Annotated in this window: 9 protein-coding genes; 8 read left to right on the plus strand and 1 reads right to left on the minus strand. The window is 68.1% G+C overall.

Translation table 11 applies throughout. The features are described 5' to 3' along the window. Positions 1 to 20: 20 nt before the first annotated feature. The gene (locus tag ON20_RS04040; protein ID WP_051161582.1) at positions 21 to 506 is read right to left on the minus strand and encodes an MTB12 C-terminal domain-containing protein; all 486 of its coding nucleotides are present in this window, start codon (positions 504 to 506) and stop codon (positions 21 to 23) included. Between the two features lie 293 nt (positions 507 to 799). Between ON20_RS04040 and ON20_RS04045 the strand changes: the two genes are divergently transcribed. The 8 genes from ON20_RS04045 to ON20_RS04080 are packed head-to-tail and all read left to right on the plus strand — an operon-like array spanning position 800 to position 18,388. After that, complete coding sequence (locus tag ON20_RS04045) at positions 800 to 1,555, plus strand: thioesterase II family protein (RefSeq protein WP_040833551.1); 756 nt, start codon at positions 800 to 802, stop codon at positions 1,553 to 1,555. Between the two features lie 45 nt (positions 1,556 to 1,600). Beyond that, positions 1,601 to 2,929 carry a beta-ketoacyl [acyl carrier protein] synthase domain-containing protein gene (locus ON20_RS04050; protein WP_040833553.1) on the plus strand — a complete coding sequence of 443 codons (1,329 nt, stop codon included), beginning with the start codon at positions 1,601 to 1,603 and terminating at the stop codon, positions 2,927 to 2,929. Then, positions 2,922 to 6,065, plus strand: a complete 3,144-nt coding sequence (nbtC, locus tag ON20_RS04055; protein WP_040833555.1) for a nocobactin polyketide synthase NbtC — start codon at positions 2,922 to 2,924, stop codon at positions 6,063 to 6,065. The genes ON20_RS04050 and nbtC overlap by 8 nt, the downstream gene beginning before the upstream one ends. 12 nt (positions 6,066 to 6,077) lie before the next feature. Continuing rightward, positions 6,078 to 11,246, plus strand: a complete 5,169-nt coding sequence (locus ON20_RS04060) for a non-ribosomal peptide synthetase (protein ID WP_040833556.1) — start codon at positions 6,078 to 6,080, stop codon at positions 11,244 to 11,246. Then, on the plus strand, positions 11,228 to 15,847 hold the full coding sequence (locus tag ON20_RS04065; RefSeq protein WP_438803376.1) for a non-ribosomal peptide synthetase: 4,620 nt from the start codon (positions 11,228 to 11,230) through the stop codon (positions 15,845 to 15,847). Before ON20_RS04060 ends, ON20_RS04065 begins: the two co-directional genes overlap by 19 nt. Beyond that, entirely contained in the window at positions 15,844 to 16,848 is a 1,005-nt protein-coding gene (locus ON20_RS04070; protein WP_438803375.1) for an ATP-binding cassette domain-containing protein, read from the plus strand. Before ON20_RS04065 ends, ON20_RS04070 begins: the two co-directional genes overlap by 4 nt. Then, on the plus strand, positions 16,845 to 17,624 hold the full coding sequence (locus tag ON20_RS04075) for an ABC transporter permease (RefSeq protein ID WP_245547024.1): 780 nt from the start codon (positions 16,845 to 16,847) through the stop codon (positions 17,622 to 17,624). The genes ON20_RS04070 and ON20_RS04075 overlap by 4 nt, the downstream gene beginning before the upstream one ends. Then, a complete protein-coding gene (locus ON20_RS04080; protein WP_040833557.1) occupies positions 17,621 to 18,388 on the plus strand; it encodes an ABC transporter permease in 768 nt (255 codons plus the stop codon). Before ON20_RS04075 ends, ON20_RS04080 begins: the two co-directional genes overlap by 4 nt. The last annotated feature ends 48 nt before the right edge of the window (positions 18,389 to 18,436 follow it).

Consider the following 18,436-nt stretch of genomic DNA (forward strand, 5'->3'; position numbering starts at 1 on the left):
TTCCGTTACGTCACATGCCGTTACACGGTGCAGGGCAGGAAAGCGACCCTGGCGACGGTGCACTGGGCTTCCCGGGTGAGCTTCCAGGTGCCGTCGATCTGCCGCCAGGTCAGGGTGTAATAGAAGGGGTCATAGCCGTCGACGGCGGTCTGTAGCTGCGCGCTGAGGACATCGCCGTTGACCGTGACGGGGCCGAGGATGGACCAGCGGAAGCTGGGGGGTGCGGCATCCATGGCGGCGGCGACCTGGTCGACGAGCGGAAGCCCGGCCGCACCGGCCTCGAGTTCGGCGGCGCGGGCGGTGGGGGCGGCGCCTCGGTTGAGCGCCACTTGCAGTTTCGCCTGCAGTTCGCCGGGACCCGGGGCCTGGGTGCGCATCGGGGTGACCACCGGCGCGGCGGCGGCGGGGGCCACGGTGGATACGGCACCGAGGCCGACCGCGAGGGCGGCGGCGAGCGTGCAGGTCGCGGCGGCGACGCGGTGCAGTGGCCTGGTCGTCCTGGTCATGCGTTCTTCCAATCGTTCTGACGGCGGGGATACCTTTCGGTCCCCTGCTTTCCCATGATAGTAAGGTAAGCCTATGCATACTGAAATAGCCGACCGTAGATCAGTTGTCCAGGTCGGTAAAGTTAGCCTATGCTAAGGTCCCTGCGGTACTGCTGCTCGACCGGCCGCGACGTCCGTCTCCCGTCGTGACGGAGATCGCGCGCAGGCGCCTCGTATTCGCCGGTTTCGAGTGGCGGTGGCGCATACGAAAGCAGGTCGGCCGGACGGGCCGTAGGTAGGAGAGGTGCGGGTAAATGCCCACAGAACTCGGCTGGATCAGGCAATTTCACGCTCCGCGTTCCCCGGAATCGGCACCGCTCGTGATATTTCCCCACGCAGGTGCGGGTGCCTCCGCGTATCGAGCGTTCAGCAAGGAACTCGCCCGGCATTTCGACACCATTGTCATGCAATACCCGGGCCGACAGGACCGGGTCCGGGAAGTCGCGGCCGAAACCTTGCCCGATATCGCGGCCGGGGCGTTCGAGGCGTTCGGTTCCTCGCCGCACAACCGGAACCGGCCGATCACCGTCTTCGGGCACAGCATGGGCGCCATCATCGCATTCGAATTCGTTCGACTGGCCGAACAGGCCGGTCTTCCCATCAGGTTGTTGGCGGCATCATCGGCCGGCGCTCCGATGTGTATCGCCGACCTCCCCCCGCACCCGAGCGACGACGAACAACTGCTCGAGCACATGTCGGCGCTCAACGGCACCGGCGACGCCGTCATGGCCAGCCGGGAGGTCCTGCGGATGGCGCTGCCGGTGATGAAGGCCGACTATCGCGCCTTCGACGCCTACTCCTGCCCGCCCGATATCCGAATCGCCGCGCCGATCGCGGTGCTGGGTGGCGACACGGACCCGTTCGTCGCGCCCCGCGATCTGTATGCCTGGGAGGCCCACACCGAGGCGGGGATTCAGGTGACGCTGTTCAACGGGGGGCATTTCTATCTCAACGAGCACCACGCCGGTATCGCCGAATTGCTTGTCGCGGAAACCAGCGTGGTCGCGTAATCGCCGGCCTCGGCCCCAGAGCACGGCATTCGTAAGGAAGTGCAGATGACCCCCACCAAAGACGATCCCATTGCAATCGTCGGAATGGCGGTCGAGGCGCCGGGCGGGATCGAAACCCTCACCGAATTCTGGTCCGCCTTGGCCGAATCCCGTGAATTGATCTCCCCTTTCCCGCGTGATCGCGGCTGGCCGCTCGACCGCGTGCTCACCCTGGACCGCACCGAAGGCTGGTCTCCGGTGCGTGACGCCGGCGGATTTCTGAGCAGCGCCGCCGAATTCGACGCCACGTTCTTCGGGATCACCCCACGCGAGGCGGTCGCCATGGATCCGCAGCAGCGCGTGGCGATGCGGGTCGCGTGGCGAGCGCTCGAGCACGCGGGTATCAACCCGGGCATGCTCGCCGGGGACTCCGGCGGATGCTGGATGGGGGTCTCCGGCACCGAATACGGACCGCGGGCCGACGATATCACCGAGTACACCGGGTATCGCGCCACCGGAACCGCGCTCGGTGCGGTTGCCGGGCGTATTTCACACAGCCTCGGTCTCATCGGGCCCTCGATCAGCGTCGATACCGCCTGCGCGTCTTCACTGACCGCGCTACACCAGGCCGCGAGCGCGATACGTGGCGGAGAATGCGACTGGGCGTTGGCCGGTGCGGTGTGTGTGATGGGTTCGCCGGCGGCCTTCCTCGAATTCGCCAAGAACAACGCCCTCGCCTCCGACGGCCACTGCCGTTCCTATGCGGCCTCCGCGACGGGCACCCTGTGGGGAGAAGGCGCTGGTGTTTTCGTGCTGGAACGCCTCTCGCGCGCCGAGGAACTCGGCCACCGCGTGTTCGGCACCCTCTGCGGTTCGCGGATAAACCACAACGGCAAAGGCGCGCCACTGGCGGTACCCGACTCGGCCGCTCAGGAACGCCTGATCCGTGACGCCCTCACCGTCGCGGATCTCGCACCCGAGGCAATCGGGTTGATCGAGGGACACGGTACAGGAACTCCGATCGGCGACCCGGTGGAACTGGCCGCACTGGCACGGACCTACGGGGCCGCCGCCCGCGCCGATGCCGGTCCGGCGCTGGGGTCGGTCAAATCGAATGCCGGCCACGCGCAGGCGGCCTCGGGCATCCTCGGACTGATCAAGGTGCTGCTGTGCGGGGCCTACGGGTATATCGTGCCCAGCCTGTGGGCGGACGATCCGACCACCGAACTCGATTGGTCGACCACCAAGCTGAGGCTGGCCACGAAGTACGAACCCTGGGAACCGGTCGACGGCGTTCGTTACGGGGCCGTGTCGTCGTTCGGTGTCGCCGGCACCAATGCGCACGTCATTGTCGGTATCCCGGCCGATCTCGAGGAAGAGTTCACCGATGCCTAGCCATCGGCTGCCGGACGGCAGCATTCCGGTTCTGCTGACGGCCGATTCCGTTATCGGTATGCGTGCCGAGGCGGCGGCGATCCGGGGCTATCTCGACACTCGTCCGCAGATCACCCCGGAACAGGTGTCCGATATGGTGTTCCGCACTCGAATCCCGCGCCGGTATCGCGCATTGGCGCTGGTGCGGACGCGGGACGAACTGCTCGGCGCCCTGCGCGCCGTCGTCGACGGAACGGAGCATCCGGCAGTGGTGTCCGGTTCCGGCGCGACCCGCGCCCGCCGGATCGGGTTCGTCTTCCCCGGCCAGGGGAGTCAGCGTCCGGGTATGGGCGCAGTGTTCTACGACCGCTCCACGCATTACCGGCAGGCCGTCGACGAGTGCGCGGCCCTGCACCTGGACCGCTTCGGCCACTCGGAACCGCTGTCCTATCTGCGTGGTGACGAGGGCGGTTACGCGGACGCTGTATGGGTGATCCAGCCCGCGCTGATGTTCCACATGTACGGTCTGGCCGCGATGTGGCAGGCCGCGGGGGTACGACCGGCCGCGACGATCGGACACAGCCAGGGCGAATTGGCCGCCGGTGCCGTCGCGGGCGTGATGACCCCACGTGACTCGGTGCTCGCGGTCACCCTCCGTGCGCTGGCGGTGGACCGTCATTCACCGGACGGCTATTCGATGGCCGTGTTGGGCATGAACCGGGACGAGACCGAGGCCCTGCTGGCCCGGCACACCGGGTGGGCGGAGCTCTCGGTGGTCAATTCCCCCAATATCCTCGCCGTTTCGGGAGAACGAAAGGCGATCGCCACGCTGGTGGCCGCCGCGACCGAGGCGGGAAAGTTCGCTCGGGAGATCAAGGTCGACTATCCGGCGCACACCTCCATCGTGAGCGAGTTCGCGGTCGAGGCCGCCGCGATGCTGGGTGACGAAATGAGCGGCAGCCATTTCACCTCGAGCGATATCGCCTGCTACGGCGCAACCTTGGGTACGCCGATCACCCCCGAGATGAACCACCAGAACTACTGGTTCCTGAACCTGCGCAACCGGGTGCGCTTCGATCTGGCCATCACCGCCGCGGCGGCCGGCGGTATCGACACCTTCATCGAGGTGGCCGAGCACCCCATTCTGCAGTTGGCACTGCAGGAGAACCTGAGCGTGGTCCCACCGGGGCCTGGCGGCAAGGCTCGCGACTTCACGGTGCTCGGCACCTCCGTGCGCACCGCCGAAGGGCTCGGAGAGTTCAGCCGGAACGTGGCGGCCATCGCCGTCCACGACACGAACTTCGACTGGACGGCGCTGCGGGTGCCCGCGGCGGAGGAACGCCCCGCGCGTCCATTGCTCGATTTCCCACTCACCTGGATGAACCCCGAGAAATTGTGGGCGAAGGCGTCGTATGGTCCGGACGCCTTTGCCGAAACCGGAGGGCCGAACCGTCCTCGGCCCGAACGGTTGGTGCAGTGCTGGCGGCGCCTGGACCGACAGTCGCTGGTCGCGCCGCGCGCCCTCGCGGTGCTCGACCACACAGGAGAATGCACCGAATCGGCCGAGGCCCTTCGAGTGGCCGCGGACCGACACGGCGCGAATATCACGGTGCTCGACGCGCGGCGGGTATCCGAACCGGGGACCGATCTGTCCGGTATCGACGCACTGATCGTATTGCTTCCGCCGCGCCCGGCCGTCGACGGTCCGGAAGTGCTCGCCGATGTGGCCGACTTCTTCGCCGAACGAGCCTGGCTGCCGGGGGTCTCCGGACTGTCACGCGGGGCCGAATGCTGGTTGGTGACCATCGGCGGCGAAGTGGTGGTGGAACACGATACGGTGCCCCAGATGTTCCACGGCGCCGTCGCCGCCGGATTCCGCAGTGTCGGCGTCGAATACCCCGGCCTGTCGTTCCGGCATCTCGATCTCGCGGCCACCGAATCCGTGTCCACGCAGGCGGCCCGGGTCATCGCAGCCGTGCACTCGGTGGGCGAGCCGGAACTCGCCCTGCGCGACGGCGCTGTCTACACCAAGCGCCTGGTGCGCGACGACATCCTGGCCCCGGTCGACGAGACCCGCCTGGACCATGTGCTGATCGTCGGTGGAACCGGTCAACTCGGCCTGCTGTTCTGCGCGCATTTCGTGGACGCCGGAGCACGGCGGATCACCCTGCTGAGCCGCTCCGGGGAGACCGACGCGGTCGCGAGCCGATTGGCGCGGCTCCGGCGGCGTGGGTACACCGAGATCGTTGTCCACGCCTGCGATGCGACCGATCCGGCGGCGGTCGCTGCGGTCGCGGCGGGTCTCGCCGATCGGCCGGTCACGCTGTTGGTGCACGCGGCGGTCAACTACATCGATGCCGGAATTGCCGAGATCACCCGGGAGATGGTCGACACCGCGGCCGGGTCCAAGATCATCGGCCTGCACACCGTACTCGCCGGGCTGCCGTTGGCGTCGGACTGTCGGATCGTTCTGTTCTCCTCGATCGCCGCTACCGTGGGCGGACGGGGGCAGCCGCTGTACGCGGTGAACAACCGAATGCTCGATATCACCGCACACGCATTACGCGAGCGCGGATACGACTGCGTCTCCCTGGAATGGGGGCTGTGGCAGGTTGTCGGACCGCTCGACGCGGACGGGCTGGCCAGGGTCGACGGTATGGGGATCGTGCCGATGGAACCCTCCGAGGCGATCGCCGCCGGCCTCACCGGACACCGTACGGACGCGGTGGTAGCCGCGGGCGACTGGCCGCATCTGCACGATATGCTGTCCGCCTTCGGCCACGGGCCTCTGGTCGGCGAATTGTTCGATACCCCGGCCGCCGTTTCCCACACCCCGACGAGGGAACCGGCGGCGGTCCCGCCCTCCGCCCGGGACGACCATCCCGAAGCGTCCGCGCCTACCGCCGCACCCGTGGACGGCGACCTGGCCGACCTGATGCTCGTCGAGCTCGCTCGGGTGATGGGCGCGGACGGCATCGAGGCCATAGACAGCGCGGCCCCGCTCGTCGCGCTCGGTCTGGATTCCCTGCAGGCGCTGGACTTCCGCAAACGGGTCAAGGCGGAGCTGGATCGCGACCTTCCGGTCGCGGCGATTCTCGGGGGCGCGTCGTTCGACGACATCGTGCTGCTGATGACGGAAAACACCAACGAGGGCTGAGAGGCCGGATATATGTCAGACACCGATCCCACCAGAAGCTCCGGCGTGTCCGTCGCCGACCGTCGCAGGGAACTGCTGCGCCGCCGGATGCGGGAAAGCGGTCTGAGCGCGCCCGAGCCGGCGTTCACCGGGCCGCGTGTGACGGCGGGAGAACGGTATCCGCTGTCGGCCGGTCAACGGCGAATGTGGTTCCTGCAGACCCGCGACCCCGAGAACACCTCCCTCAACCTGTGCGTCGCCTATCGGTTGACCGGTGAACTCGACCCCGAGCGATTACACACCGCGTTCGATGTCGTCGTGGGCAGGCACGCCATCTTGCGCACCACTTACGGCGTCGATGCCGACGGTGAGCCGTATCAGGTGTTCGCCGACGACCCCGGCCTCGTATGGCAGACACACGATCTGACCGAGCTGCCCGCGGACAGCCGCGAACGCCGGGTGGAGGTGCTGGCCCGGCGGGAATTCGCCCGTCCGTTCGACCTGGCGACCGAACTGCCGATGCGGGCCACCCTGGTGCGCACCGGTATCCGCGAGTGGGTGCTGATGCTGGTGCTGCACCATATCTGCTGGGATGACGATTCCTGGGGAGTCTTCTTCACCGAGTTGAACGCCGCCTACGCCGACGCGAGCGCGCTCGATGCGCCTGTGTCGCAGTTCGTCGAGGTGGAGGTGCTCGACGCGCCACCGGAGGCGGGGGATCAGGAACTCGACTACTGGCGCGAAGCCCTGCGCCCGCTGCCCGAACCGCTGGATCTGCCCGGCGGGGAGACCGACGTCACGGCGAACAGGCCGGCCGGCCGGAGCACCGGGGTTCTGTCGCCGGAATCGGTCGAGCGTGTCGGGGCGTTCGCCCGCGATCGGGGCGCGACCCCGTTCATGGTGCTGCTCGCCGGTTTCGCCGCGTTGGTTCGCCGCTACACCGGGGCAGCGGATTTCCTGGTATCGGTTCCGGTCACCGTGCGGCGCGGCACGGCAGGCCGGCATCTCATCGGCTATTTCGGCAATACCCTGCTGCTGCGGGAAACCGTCGACGGCGACGACACCTTCACCACTGTGGTGGACGCGACGAAACAGACCTGCGTGGACGGATTCGCCCATCAGGAAGTCGGGATCGAGCGTGTCATCGGCGCCGTGAATCCGGACCGGGTCGCCGGTCGGGACGGAATGGAGCAGTTGGTCCGGCTCGGCTTCAGTGTGCGCCGGGATTCCAACGGTTTCCGACTGCCGCGGGTCACCGCCGAGCAGCTCGACCTGGGGACATCGGATACCCAGGTGCCGCTCTCCTTGGCGATCGTCCTGGACAAGGCGGGCGCGGCGCTGGTGGAGGCCGAATATCGGGTGGATGCGCCGGCCGAACCGCTGGTGCGGCAACTGCTCACGCACTATGTGCGGCTGCTGGACAGCGCGTTGACCTTCCCGGACCGCCGCCTGGCCGATCTGGACATGCTCGGTGACGCCGAGCGGGCCGCCGTGCTGGAACGCTCCCACGGCAAGCTGGTCGATATCCCGCCGACCACCCTGGTCGACCTGTTGGAAGAGCAGGTCGCCGCGAGTCCGGACGCGCTTGCGCTGCTGGCCGACGACACCGAGTTGTCCTATGGCGAACTGAACCGGCGGGCGAATCGGTTGGCGCACTGGCTGATCGGCCGCGGGATCGGCGCCGAAGACCTCGTCGCCCTGAGGTTTCCCATTTCGGTGGAATTCATCGTCGCGGTGATCGCCGTGCTCAAGGCCGGCGGGGCCTATCTGCCGATCGATCCGGCCTATCCCCAGGACCGGATCGACTACCTGATGATGGACGCCGCTCCGGCGCTGCTGCTCGACCCGGCCGGACTCGCTGTCGCGGAGGCCGAAGCCGCCGCGCTGCCGGAGACGGACCCCACGGATACAGATCGGGTGCGGTCGTTGCTTCCCGGTCACCTCGCCTATGTCATCTACACCTCCGGCTCCACCGGCAAACCGAAGGGGGTGCCGGTTCCCCATGCCGCCATCGCCGAGCATGTGCGTCTGTTCGCCGCGGACTGGGGGATGACGGATCGGGAGCGGCTGCTGCAGTCCTCTTCGGTGAGCTTCGACGCCTCGCTGTTCGATATCTTCATCACCCTCTCGGCCGGTGCCCGGCTGATCGTTCCGAAGCCGGAGGCGTTCCGCGATATCGCCTATGTCGCGGAACTGATCGCCCGGCACGGAGTGACGGTGCTGCATATGGTGCCGTCGATGCTCAGCACATTCCTGCTGCTGCCGGAGGTGAGCGAATGGCGCTCGCTGAAGCGTATTCCGGTGGGAGGCGAGGCACTGCCCGGTGAGGTCGCCGATAGGTTCGCCGCCGTTTTCGATGCCGAACTGGGCAACCACTACGGCCCCACCGAGGCGGTTGTCTGCGCCACCAGTATGGCGGTGGACGGGCCGCAGGGGCCTGGCACGGTGCCGATCGGTATGCCCAACAGCAATGTGTATGTCTATGTGTTGGACGAGGCGCTGCAGTTGGTGCCGCCCGGTGTGGTCGGCGAAATCTACCTGGGTGGTGCGCAGTTGGCGCGCGGATACCTCGCTCGGCCGGGCCTGACGGCCGAGCGGTTCGTTGCCGACCCGTTCACTCCGGGCGCCCGGCTGTACCGCTCCGGCGACCTGGTGCGGTGGAACCTCGACGGCGCCCTGGAATTCGTCGGCCGGGCCGATGAACAGGTGAAGATACGCGGGTTCCGAATCGAACTCGGGGAGATCGAAGCCGCTGTCGCCGAACATCCGTCGGTCGGTCGCTGCGTGGTGATCGTGGTCGAGGATCCGACCGTCGGCACCATGCCGGTGGCTTATGTGGTGCCCGCGAACGGCCTGTCCGTCGACGAGGTGGACCTCGACGATGTGCGGGCCCGGGTAGCGGCCGGCCTGCCGGAATACATGGTGCCCAGCGCGTTCATGGTCATCGACGAGATTCCGTTGACCGTCAACGGCAAACTCCACAAGCAGGCGCTGCCCACACCCACCCCGGCGGCCGGACTCGCTTTCCGGGAACCGGCCACCGCCACCGAGCGGCGGTTGTGCGAGATCTTCGCGCAACTGTTCGCCACCGAGCGGGTCGGCGCCGACGATTCGTTCTTCACGCTCGGTGGGCACTCGCTGTTGGCTGCCCGGCTCGTCGCGCAGATCCGCATCGGGTTCGGGCTCGAACTCGACATCCGGGCGGTATTCGACACCCCCACCCCGGCCGGGCTGGCCGCGCTACTGGTGGACCGTTTCCGGGACGAGTTCGGGATCGACCTGGACACGATGGACGACGACCTCGACACGCCGGAGGACGCCGACACGGCCGACACGGTCGCGTCCTCCGGCGCCGACCCGGCCATCGGGGACACGGCGGTCTGCGCCGCACCGGCGGACCCGACGCGTGTGACGGGCGCGGCACGTCCGCCGCTGTCGACGCGGACCCGTCCCGAGTATCCGCCGCTGTCGTATTCGCAGTTGGCCATGTGGTTCCAGCATCGGATGGACGGTCCGGGCGTCGCCGGGAATCTGCCTTTCGCCCTGCGGATCGAGGGGGAACTCGAGATCGCGTACCTGGCGGCGGCGATCAATGATGTGATCGCCCGGCACGAGGCTCTGCGCACCACCTTCCCGGAACGGGGCGGGGTCCCCTACCAACTGGTGCGCCCCGAACTGACCGTGGACCTTCCGGTCACCGAGATCACCGCCGACCGCCTGGACGCGGAATTGGCCGGTATCGCCTCCTATCGTTTCGCGCTCGTCGGCGAACCGCTGATCCGTCCCCGGCTGCTGGTGCTCGGCGAGCGGGAGTATGTGCTGTCGGTGCTGGTGCACCATATCGTCGCCGACCATGCGTCGTTCTCGGTGTTTCTCGACGACCTCATCACCGCCTACCGTGCCCGGGTCGCCGGCACGGCCCCGGCGCGACCGGGCTTGTCCGTCCAATATCCGGATTTCGCGTTGTGGCAGCGGGAGCTGTTCGACGTCGGACCGGACGGGCGGCCGAGCGATTACGGTCGCGTGGAGGTCGAATACCGGCGATCGACGTTGGCGGGATTGCCCGAGGAGATCACGGTGGCACACGACCGCCGGCGGCCCCCTGTCCTGGGTAAGGACAGCGAAGTGGTGACGTTCACGGTGTCGGCGCGGCAGCACGACGCATTGGAACGGTTGGCCGCGCAGTGCAATACCAGCGAGTTCGCGTTGTACCAGTCGATTGTCGCCACCGTCTTGCACATATTGGGCGGCGGTACCGATATCGCGATCGGCACTCCCGTCGCCTGCCGCACCGAGGCGGCCACCCATCCGATGATCGGCCTGTTCGCGAATATGGCCGTCCTGCGCAACGACCTGTCCGGCAACCCGACCCTGCGGGAAGTGGTGAACCGTGGTCGGGATGTCGTCATCGACGCCTACGCCCACCAGGAACTGCCCATCGAACGGTTGGTCGAGGCGGTGAACCCACCGCGTTCGCGGTCCCGGAACCCGCTGTTCCAGACCATGCTGCACTTCCGTGGCCGGGACTGGGCCCCGGCGCCGGTCGCGCTGACCGATAACGGTTCGACAACCGTGACGGTGCTGCCGGCGATATTCGATATCTCCTTCCTGGATCTGAACCTGAGCATGAACGTGGCCGCCGACGGCAGTATGGAAGTGCGGGTCGTGGCCAATGCCGACCTGTACGAACCGCGGACCGTGCGATCGATGGCCGATGCGCTCTCCGCCGCGCTGCATATGTTTCCCGCATCGGCGGACACTCCTGTCTCCGAGTTGGAACTGCTGCCGGCCGCGGAGCTCGAGCGGCTGCTCGCGGTTCCCGAACCGGTGGCCGCCGCGGTCTCGGCGGCTGCCGCGGCCGGAACGAGCGGCGAGACCGAGCGCACCCTGATCCGGTTGCTGGAAGAGTTGCTCGAGATCGACGGTGTGACCGGCGAGGACGGGTTCTTCGCCTTGGGTGGCGACAGTGTGATCTCCATCCAATGGTCGGCACGCGCGGCCGAGCTCGGGCTGCCGTTGACACCGCAGATGGTGTTCGAGCGCCTGACCATCGCCGAACTGGCCGCCGCGGTCGACGCGGCGGCGGCCGAACCGGCATCGGACCCGGAGGCTCGGCAGGTCGAGCACGCGCCGATGACGGCATCCGGACTGGACTCCGACGCGCTGGCCGCACTCACCGCGTCCTGGCAGGCACGCGCATGAGCGGCCGGCCGGAAATCGAGGATGTGCTGGCACTGAGCCCTCTGCAGGAGGGGCTGTTCTCCCTGGCGAAGCTCACCGGGACCGGTGTCGACCCGTACACCATGCAGTTCGTCGTGGATATCGACGGGCCGCTGAATGTCTCGCTGCTGCGCACCGCCGCCCAGGCCATGTTGGACCGGCACCCGAATCTGCGAGTGTCGTTCTGGGATACCGATGTGCCGAAACCCGTGCAGATCGTGCCGACCCGGGCGGAGCTGCCGTGGTCGGAGCGGGAGGCCGAACCGGCCCGGTTCGACGCCATCGCCGAGTCGCAGCGCCGCCGGCCGTTCGATCTGAGCCACGGGCCCGCCATGCGGTTCCTCCTGCTGACCGTTCCCGGCGGAGAGGAGCGGCGGCGACTCGTCCTCACCGCCCACCACATCCTGATGGACGGTTGGGCGATGGCGGTGTTCTTCACCGAACTGCTCGCCATATACCAGGCCGGGGGTTCGCCGGCGAATCTGCCGCGACCGCGACCGTACCGGGACTACATCGGGTGGCTCGCCGCCCAGGACACGGCCGCGGCCATCCGTGGCTGGACCGAGTACCTCGGGAAGCTCAGCGGTCCGCTGCTCCTCGCCGACGGCGCGGTGCCGCGCGGCAGGGTTCCCGAGAAAACCGGGCTGTCGTTGCCGGGCGCGGATCTGGACCGGCTTCAGCGGTGGGCTCGCGGCCATGGGCTCACCCTCGCCAGCGTGGTCCAGTTCGCGTGGACGGTGCTGCTCGGCCGGCTCGCCGACCGTCGCGATGTCGTTTTCGGGACCACGATCTCCGGCCGGCCCGAGAACCTGGCGGGGGTGGAGCAGATGGTCGGACTGTTCATCAACACCGTTCCGATCGCGCATCGGGTTGACCGGGCGGTGAGCGTGGTGGACCAGTGCCGGCGAATGCAGTCGGCGGCGGCGGCCATGCGAGATATCGGCTACCTGAGCCTGTCCACGATACAGCGGACAACCGAGCATCCGAACCTGTTCGACACGCTGTTCGTCTTCGAGAACGCGCCGATCGGTGACGCTGTCCAGGACACGGTCGGCGCGGACGGGGTCCGGTTCCGTCCGGTCGGGATGGAATCGCCGGCCCACTATCCACTGACCGTCGTGGCGCATCTCGGTGACGACGAACTGGTGGTTCTGCTCGAGTCGATTCCGGAGGCGCTGCCGTATCTGCCGGCGGCCGAAACCGGCGAACGGCTGCTGTCGATACTGCGGCAACTGCCCGATATCGCGGATGCCGGTCCCGACGCGCTGGATGCCCTGACCACGACCGAACGCGCCGCGACGGCCGCCGCGGCGCGGGCGCCGATCGTCGGCGCGAGCGCCACCATCTGGGAACTGTTCGAGCAGCAGGTCGCGCGCACCCCGGACGCGGTCGCGCTGACCGCCGGCGACGGCGAACGGTACACTTACCGGCGGTTACGCGATGCCGCCGCTCGCCTGGCCGCCGAATTCGGCGAATACGGTATCGGCCCGGAATCCGTGGTGGCGCTGGCACTTCCCCGTTCGACCGGGTCCATCGTCGGCCTGCTCGCCGTGCTGGCGGCGGGCGGGGCCTATGTTCCGGTGGATGTCACGCTGCCCGCGGCGCGGATCGCCTCGATTCTGCGTCAGGCGCGCCCCGCGCTGCTGGTGACCACCGGTGAACACCGCGATCTACCGGTCGACTACGCCGGGCCGGTGCTCGTCCTCGACGACCCGGATCGCGCGGAACGTATCGCCCGCCGCTCCGCCGGGATCCCCCCGGTGCACCGGCATCCGGCGCACCGGGCATATCTGATCTTCACTTCCGGCTCCACCGGCGAGCCGAAGGGTGTCGTGGGTACCAACTCGGCGGTGGCGGCCTATTTCGCCGATCATCGTGACCGCGTCTACCGTCCCGCGCAGGCTCGGCTCGGCCGACCGCTGCGGATCGCGCACGCCTGGTCGCTGAGTTTCGACGCCTCCTGGCAGCCGATGGTGGGGTTGCTGGCCGGCCAGCAGATCCACCTGTTCGACGCCGAGGAGATGCGGGACGCACACCGGCTCGTCAAGGGGATGGCTCAGCACGGTATCGATATGCTCGATACCACGCCCTCGATGTTCGCGCAGTTGGCCGCGGCCGGGTTGCTCGATCACGCCCCGGCGGTCCTCGCCCTGGGTGGTGAGGCGATCGATACGGCGCTGTGGTCTCGGCTGCGGACACTGCCCGAAACCGCGGTCTACAACTGTTACGGGCCGACCGAGACGACCGTCGAGGCCGTGGTCGCCGCCGTCGCGGACACCGCGGAACCCACCATCGGCCGACCCACCGCCGGAACCTCCGGGTATGTTCTCGATTCCGCGCTGCGGCCGGTGCCGCGGGGCGTTGTCGGCGAGCTGTACCTGTCCGGTCCGCAGGTGGCACGCGGGTATATCGGCCGTCCGGCCACCACCGCCGAGCGCTTCGTCGCCGATCCGTTCCGCCCCGCGCAGCGCATGTATCGCACCGGCGATTTGGTGCGGCGGCTCGACCACGGCGGTTTCGCCTATCTCGGCCGGGCCGACGCCCAGGTCAAGGTACGCGGCTACCGGATCGAGGTGGGCGAGATCGAGACGGCGCTGCGCCGGTTGTCCGATGTGGACACCGCGGCGGTCACCGTGGTGCGCCGGGCGGGCGGGGCGAGTCTGGTCGGATTCGTCGTCCCCCGGGACGGACGCGCGGCGGATCCGGCGCAGCTGCGGGTGGCGCTCACCGACCGGCTTCCCGCCTACATGATTCCGGCGCGGATCATCGTGCTCGACCGGTTGCCGGTGAACGCCAACGGCAAACTCGACGGTCACGAACTGGATCGACTGGCCGAACAGACGATGTCGCGGTCGATTTCGGCCGACACCGCCGGCGTGCGCACGGCGAGCGAACAGGTGTTGAGCGAGGTGTTCGCCGAACTGTTCGACGGTCGCACTCCGGGGATCGACGACGACTTCTTCGAACTCGGTGTGGACAGTATCGTGGCGATCTCCCTGGTCGGCAGGGCCCGGCGGCGCGGGCTGATGGTGAATCCGCGGATGGTCATGGCCGCCCCCACGATCCGCGAACTGGCCGCCGCGGTGGACGCGGCCGCCGCGGTGGACGCGGCGGCCGCCACCCCATCCGGCGACGTCCGGAACGGCCCGGACTACGGCGAAGTGCCGCCGTTGCCCATCGTCTCGTGGATGTACGAGTACGGCCGGTACCGTCGATTCACCCAGACCACGCTGCTGCGGTTGCCGAGCGGGATCACCGATGACCGGCTCGAGACCGTCCTGCAGGCGATGCTCGACGGTTACGACACTCTGCGCTCCCGCCTCGCCGATACCCCAGACGGGCCCCGGCTCGTCACCCGGGAGCCGGGCACGGTCCGCGCCGCCGACGTCCTGCTGCGTTGGAGGTCCGATCCGGTCGCCGACCCGGCCATGGTCGTGCGGGACGCCGCGCGTACCGCCGTGGACGAGATAGATCCGCGCACCGGCGATATGGTGCGCGCGGTCCGGCTCACCGATATCGGCGGCGATACTCTCCTGCTCGCCATCCATCATTTGGCGGTCGATGTCGTGTCCTGGCATATCCTCTTGGCCGGTCTCGGCGAGATCTGGGCGTCGGTCGAGGCGGGCGTTCCGGTCGAACCGGTTCTGGAATTCACCTCCTACCGGCAGTGGTCGCGGCGGATGACCGAGCGGGCCGTGGAACCGGAGGTATTGGCCCAGCGTGACTACTGGGCCGCGCAGCTGGCGGGACCCGATCCCGCTGTCGGTCGCCGGTTCCCGGATCCCCTGGTGGACGACTGGTCCGGGTTGCGGGTCACCGCGGCATCGGTCGACGTCGCCGTCACCGAACGTATTCTCGCCGCCCTCACCAGGGACGAGGGTGTTCGCGAGTTCCTGTTGGCCGCGCTGACCATGACATTGGCGAGTTGGCGTGTCGAACGCGGACAGGACCCCGCCGTCGGTGCGCTCATTGCCCTGGAGGGGCACGGCCGCGCGGACGAGCTGTTCGGCACCGACACCACGCACACCCTCGGCTGGTTCACCAGTGTGTTCCCGGTGCGCTTGGGCGCCGGCCCGGACACGGTGAGTATCGCTTGTGCCGAAGCGGATCCGGCGGCGGCGACCGCCCTGGCCGATTCGGTCGCCGCCCACCTGTCGGCCGTCCCGAACGGCGGGCTGGACTACGGGCTGCTCCGGTACGTCGACCGCAGTCCCGGCCTCGTTGATGCGCCCGAACCGCAGGTCGAGTTCAACTACCTGGGCCGGATGGATCTCGGCGGCCATGAGGACAGGCCCTGGTCGATACTCGCCGGCGGTCTCGATACGGCCCTGCCGCTCGATCCGGAACCGGATCTGCCGCTGCGGTACGCGCTGGATGTCATCGCCGGTATCGGCAGTACGCCGGACGGGCCGCTGCTGCACACCAACTGGAGATGGAACAAGGCGCTGTTCACCGAGTCCGATGCCGAGCGCCTGGCCGCGCTGTGGCGGCGCGCTGTCACAGCGTTGGCCGCGGCGCTCGAGTACCGCGGTCGCGGCGATACCCGCACCGAAGACGATACGAGCGGAGGAGAAGTCAGGTGACCGGACCGCGGACAGATAGCCGGCTGCGCAGTGCGACGAAACCGTCCACGGCCGAGGACGGGATCGTCGTCGAATCCGTCGAGAAAGGATTCGGTGAGGTTCGTGCGCTACGCGGTATCGATTTCCGGGTTCCGGCCGGACAGGTGCTCGGTGTTCTCGGACCCAACGGGGCGGGGAAGACCACCCTGGTGTCGGTGCTGTCCACCCTGATTCGACCCGACGCCGGCCGGGCGCTGGTCGCCGGTTACGACGTGGTGCGCGATGCCGCGCGAGTGCGTTCGTCCATCATGCTCACCGGTCAGTACGCGGCCCTGGACGATATGCTCACCGGGCGGGAGAACCTGGTGTTGTTCGCCCGGCTGATGGGGTTGCGCCGGCGGCAGGCCCGGCAGCGCGCCGAGGAACTGCTCGAACGGTTCGCGCTCACCGATGCCGCGGACCGGCGCGTCGGCCAGTACTCCGGTGGTATGCGTCGTCGTATAGACATCGCCTGCGGCCTGGTGAGGCTTCCGAAGGTGGTGTTCCTGGACGAGCCCACCGCCGGTCTGGATCCGGTGAGTCGACAGAACCTCTGGTCCCTGGTGCGGGAGCTCAAACGGGAGGGCGTCACGATCTTGCTGACCACCCAGTACCTGGAGGAGGTCGACGTGCTCAGCGATTCCATCATCGTCGTCGACAAGGGCACGATCATCGCCGAAGGCACCGCCGGCGAGCTCAAGGCGCGGTCCGGGCCGAGTTTCTGCGAGGTGGTTCCGGCGGACGCCGGGGATGTACCCGCGGTGGTGGCCGCGCTGTCCGGGCTCGGCGAATGCGCCGTGGCCGAATCGGCGGACCGGGTTTCGCTCCCGGCTCCCGACGGCGCGGTCACCCTGTCCGAGGCTTTGGCACGGATCACCGCCGCCGATATCGCCCTGATCGATATCGCACTGCGTCGGCCGTCGCTGGATGAGGTGTTCATCCGGCTCACCCGGCCCGCGGCCGACGACAAGGTCGGCGTGTGAACACCGTCGCCGACGCCTCCGAGATGGTGATACCCGCCCGGTCGCAGTGGACCGCGTTGAGTGAGCGCGGCATTCGCGCCGCTCTGCGCGAGGGCGATCTGGTGCTCGCCTTCGTCGCTCCGGTGGCGTTCTTCGTCTGCGCCTATGTTCCGTTGCGTAAGTCCATGGCGGCCGTCGGCATCGACTACGCGCAGTATCTGCTGCCGCTGATCGTGGTGTACGCCATGTTTTTCACCGCCATGTTCGCCGGTGACCGGGCCGCCCGGGAAGTGGCCGGGGGCATGGGGACTCGGCTGCGTGCCATGCCGGTGCGCCCGTGGGTGCCGCCCACTGCCCGTATTTCGGCGAATATGGTGCGTGCGGTGGTGGCGTTGGCCGCGGCGCTGGCGGTCGGCGCGGGTTTCGGATTTCGCTTCCACGGGGTGCTGCCCGCGCTGGTGTTCGTTGTGCTGGTCCTGGTTTTCGGCGCGGCCGCGGTGCTCTGCGCGGACGCTTTGGGCACCGCGACCGGCAATCCCGAACTGGGTGCGACCGTGCTCTTGGTGCCGCAGTTGCTGCTGCTCATGATGTCGACGGGTTTCGTTCCCGTCGAAGGGTTCCCGGAGTGGGTTCGGCCGTTCGTCCGTTATCAGCCGGTCTCCCGGATAACGGACGCATTGCGCGGGTTGGCCGATGGACGGTTCCCGAGCGATGTGGCGGTCGCCGTGGTTTGGACCGTGGGGCTGCTGACGCTGGGCGCGGTCGCGGCGGTGCGGGTGGAAAGGAAACGACGGTGACCGCGCTTCTCGATCAGGTACTCGTGGAGACCGAGAGGTTGTTGCGGCGCTGGATCAGACAGCAGGAGGTGGTGACCACAACGCTGGTGATGCCGGTTCTGCTGCTGTTGATGTTCCAGTTGGTTCTGGACGGGACCTTGGGCATGCTCGGCGAAACCGAACCCATCTACGGTTTCGTCCCGATGATCGCCATCGCGGGCACCATGTACGGGGCGATGGGGACCGGTCAATCGCTGTTCGCCGAACGGGAAAGCGGGCTGCTGCGGCGTTTCTGGGTGTTGCCGGTGCATCGGTTCGCCGGGTTGTCGGGTCGGCTGCTGGCCGAATGCGTTCGGGCGTTGGTTGCCACCGCACTGGTGGTCATCGTGGGTGTGGTGCTCGGTCTACGGTTCGAGAACGGACTGTTCGGGCTGTTCGGTGTCCTGATGGTCCCGGTTATCGTGATAGCCGGTTTCACCCCCTTGGTCGTGGCGGTCGGGGTGAGCCGGTCGGGCGCTCAGGTCGTGCAGGTGTTCGCGATCGTGGTGCTGGTGGGTATGTTCTTCAACTCCGGCTTCGTTGCCGTGGACAACTATCCCGGTTGGTTGCAGCCGATCGTGCGGGGGCAGCCGATGAGCTGCGCTGTCGAGGCCATGCGCGGTTTCCTGCTGGGCGGCCCCATCGCGGCCCCGCTGCTGCAGACCGTTGCCTGGTCGGTGGGGCTGATCGCCGTATTCGGTGCTCTCGCCGTTCGCGGATACCGCCGCGCGGCGGTAGGCCGATGAGCCCGCCGAGTAATGCGATGTGGTGTCCGTTCCGACGATGCCTGCGCT

The sequence above is a fragment of the Nocardia brevicatena NBRC 12119 genome, assembly GCF_000308495.1.
Classification (GTDB): Bacteria; Actinomycetota; Actinomycetes; order Mycobacteriales; family Mycobacteriaceae; genus Nocardia; species Nocardia brevicatena.

Excerpts from the sequence above, each read along its gene's own strand:
- ON20_RS04040 (WP_051161582.1), bottom strand. The coding sequence starts at position 506 with ATGACCAGGACGACCAGGCCACTGCACCGCGTCGCCGCCGCGACCTGC.
- ON20_RS04060 (WP_040833556.1), top strand. The coding sequence starts at position 6,078 with ATGTCAGACACCGATCCCACCAGAAGCTCCGGCGTGTCCGTCGCCGAC.
- nbtC (WP_040833555.1), top strand. The coding sequence starts at position 2,922 with ATGCCTAGCCATCGGCTGCCGGACGGCAGCATTCCGGTTCTGCTGACG.
- ON20_RS04045 (WP_040833551.1), top strand. The coding sequence starts at position 800 with ATGCCCACAGAACTCGGCTGGATCAGGCAATTTCACGCTCCGCGTTCC.
- ON20_RS04050 (WP_040833553.1), top strand. The coding sequence starts at position 1,601 with ATGACCCCCACCAAAGACGATCCCATTGCAATCGTCGGAATGGCGGTC.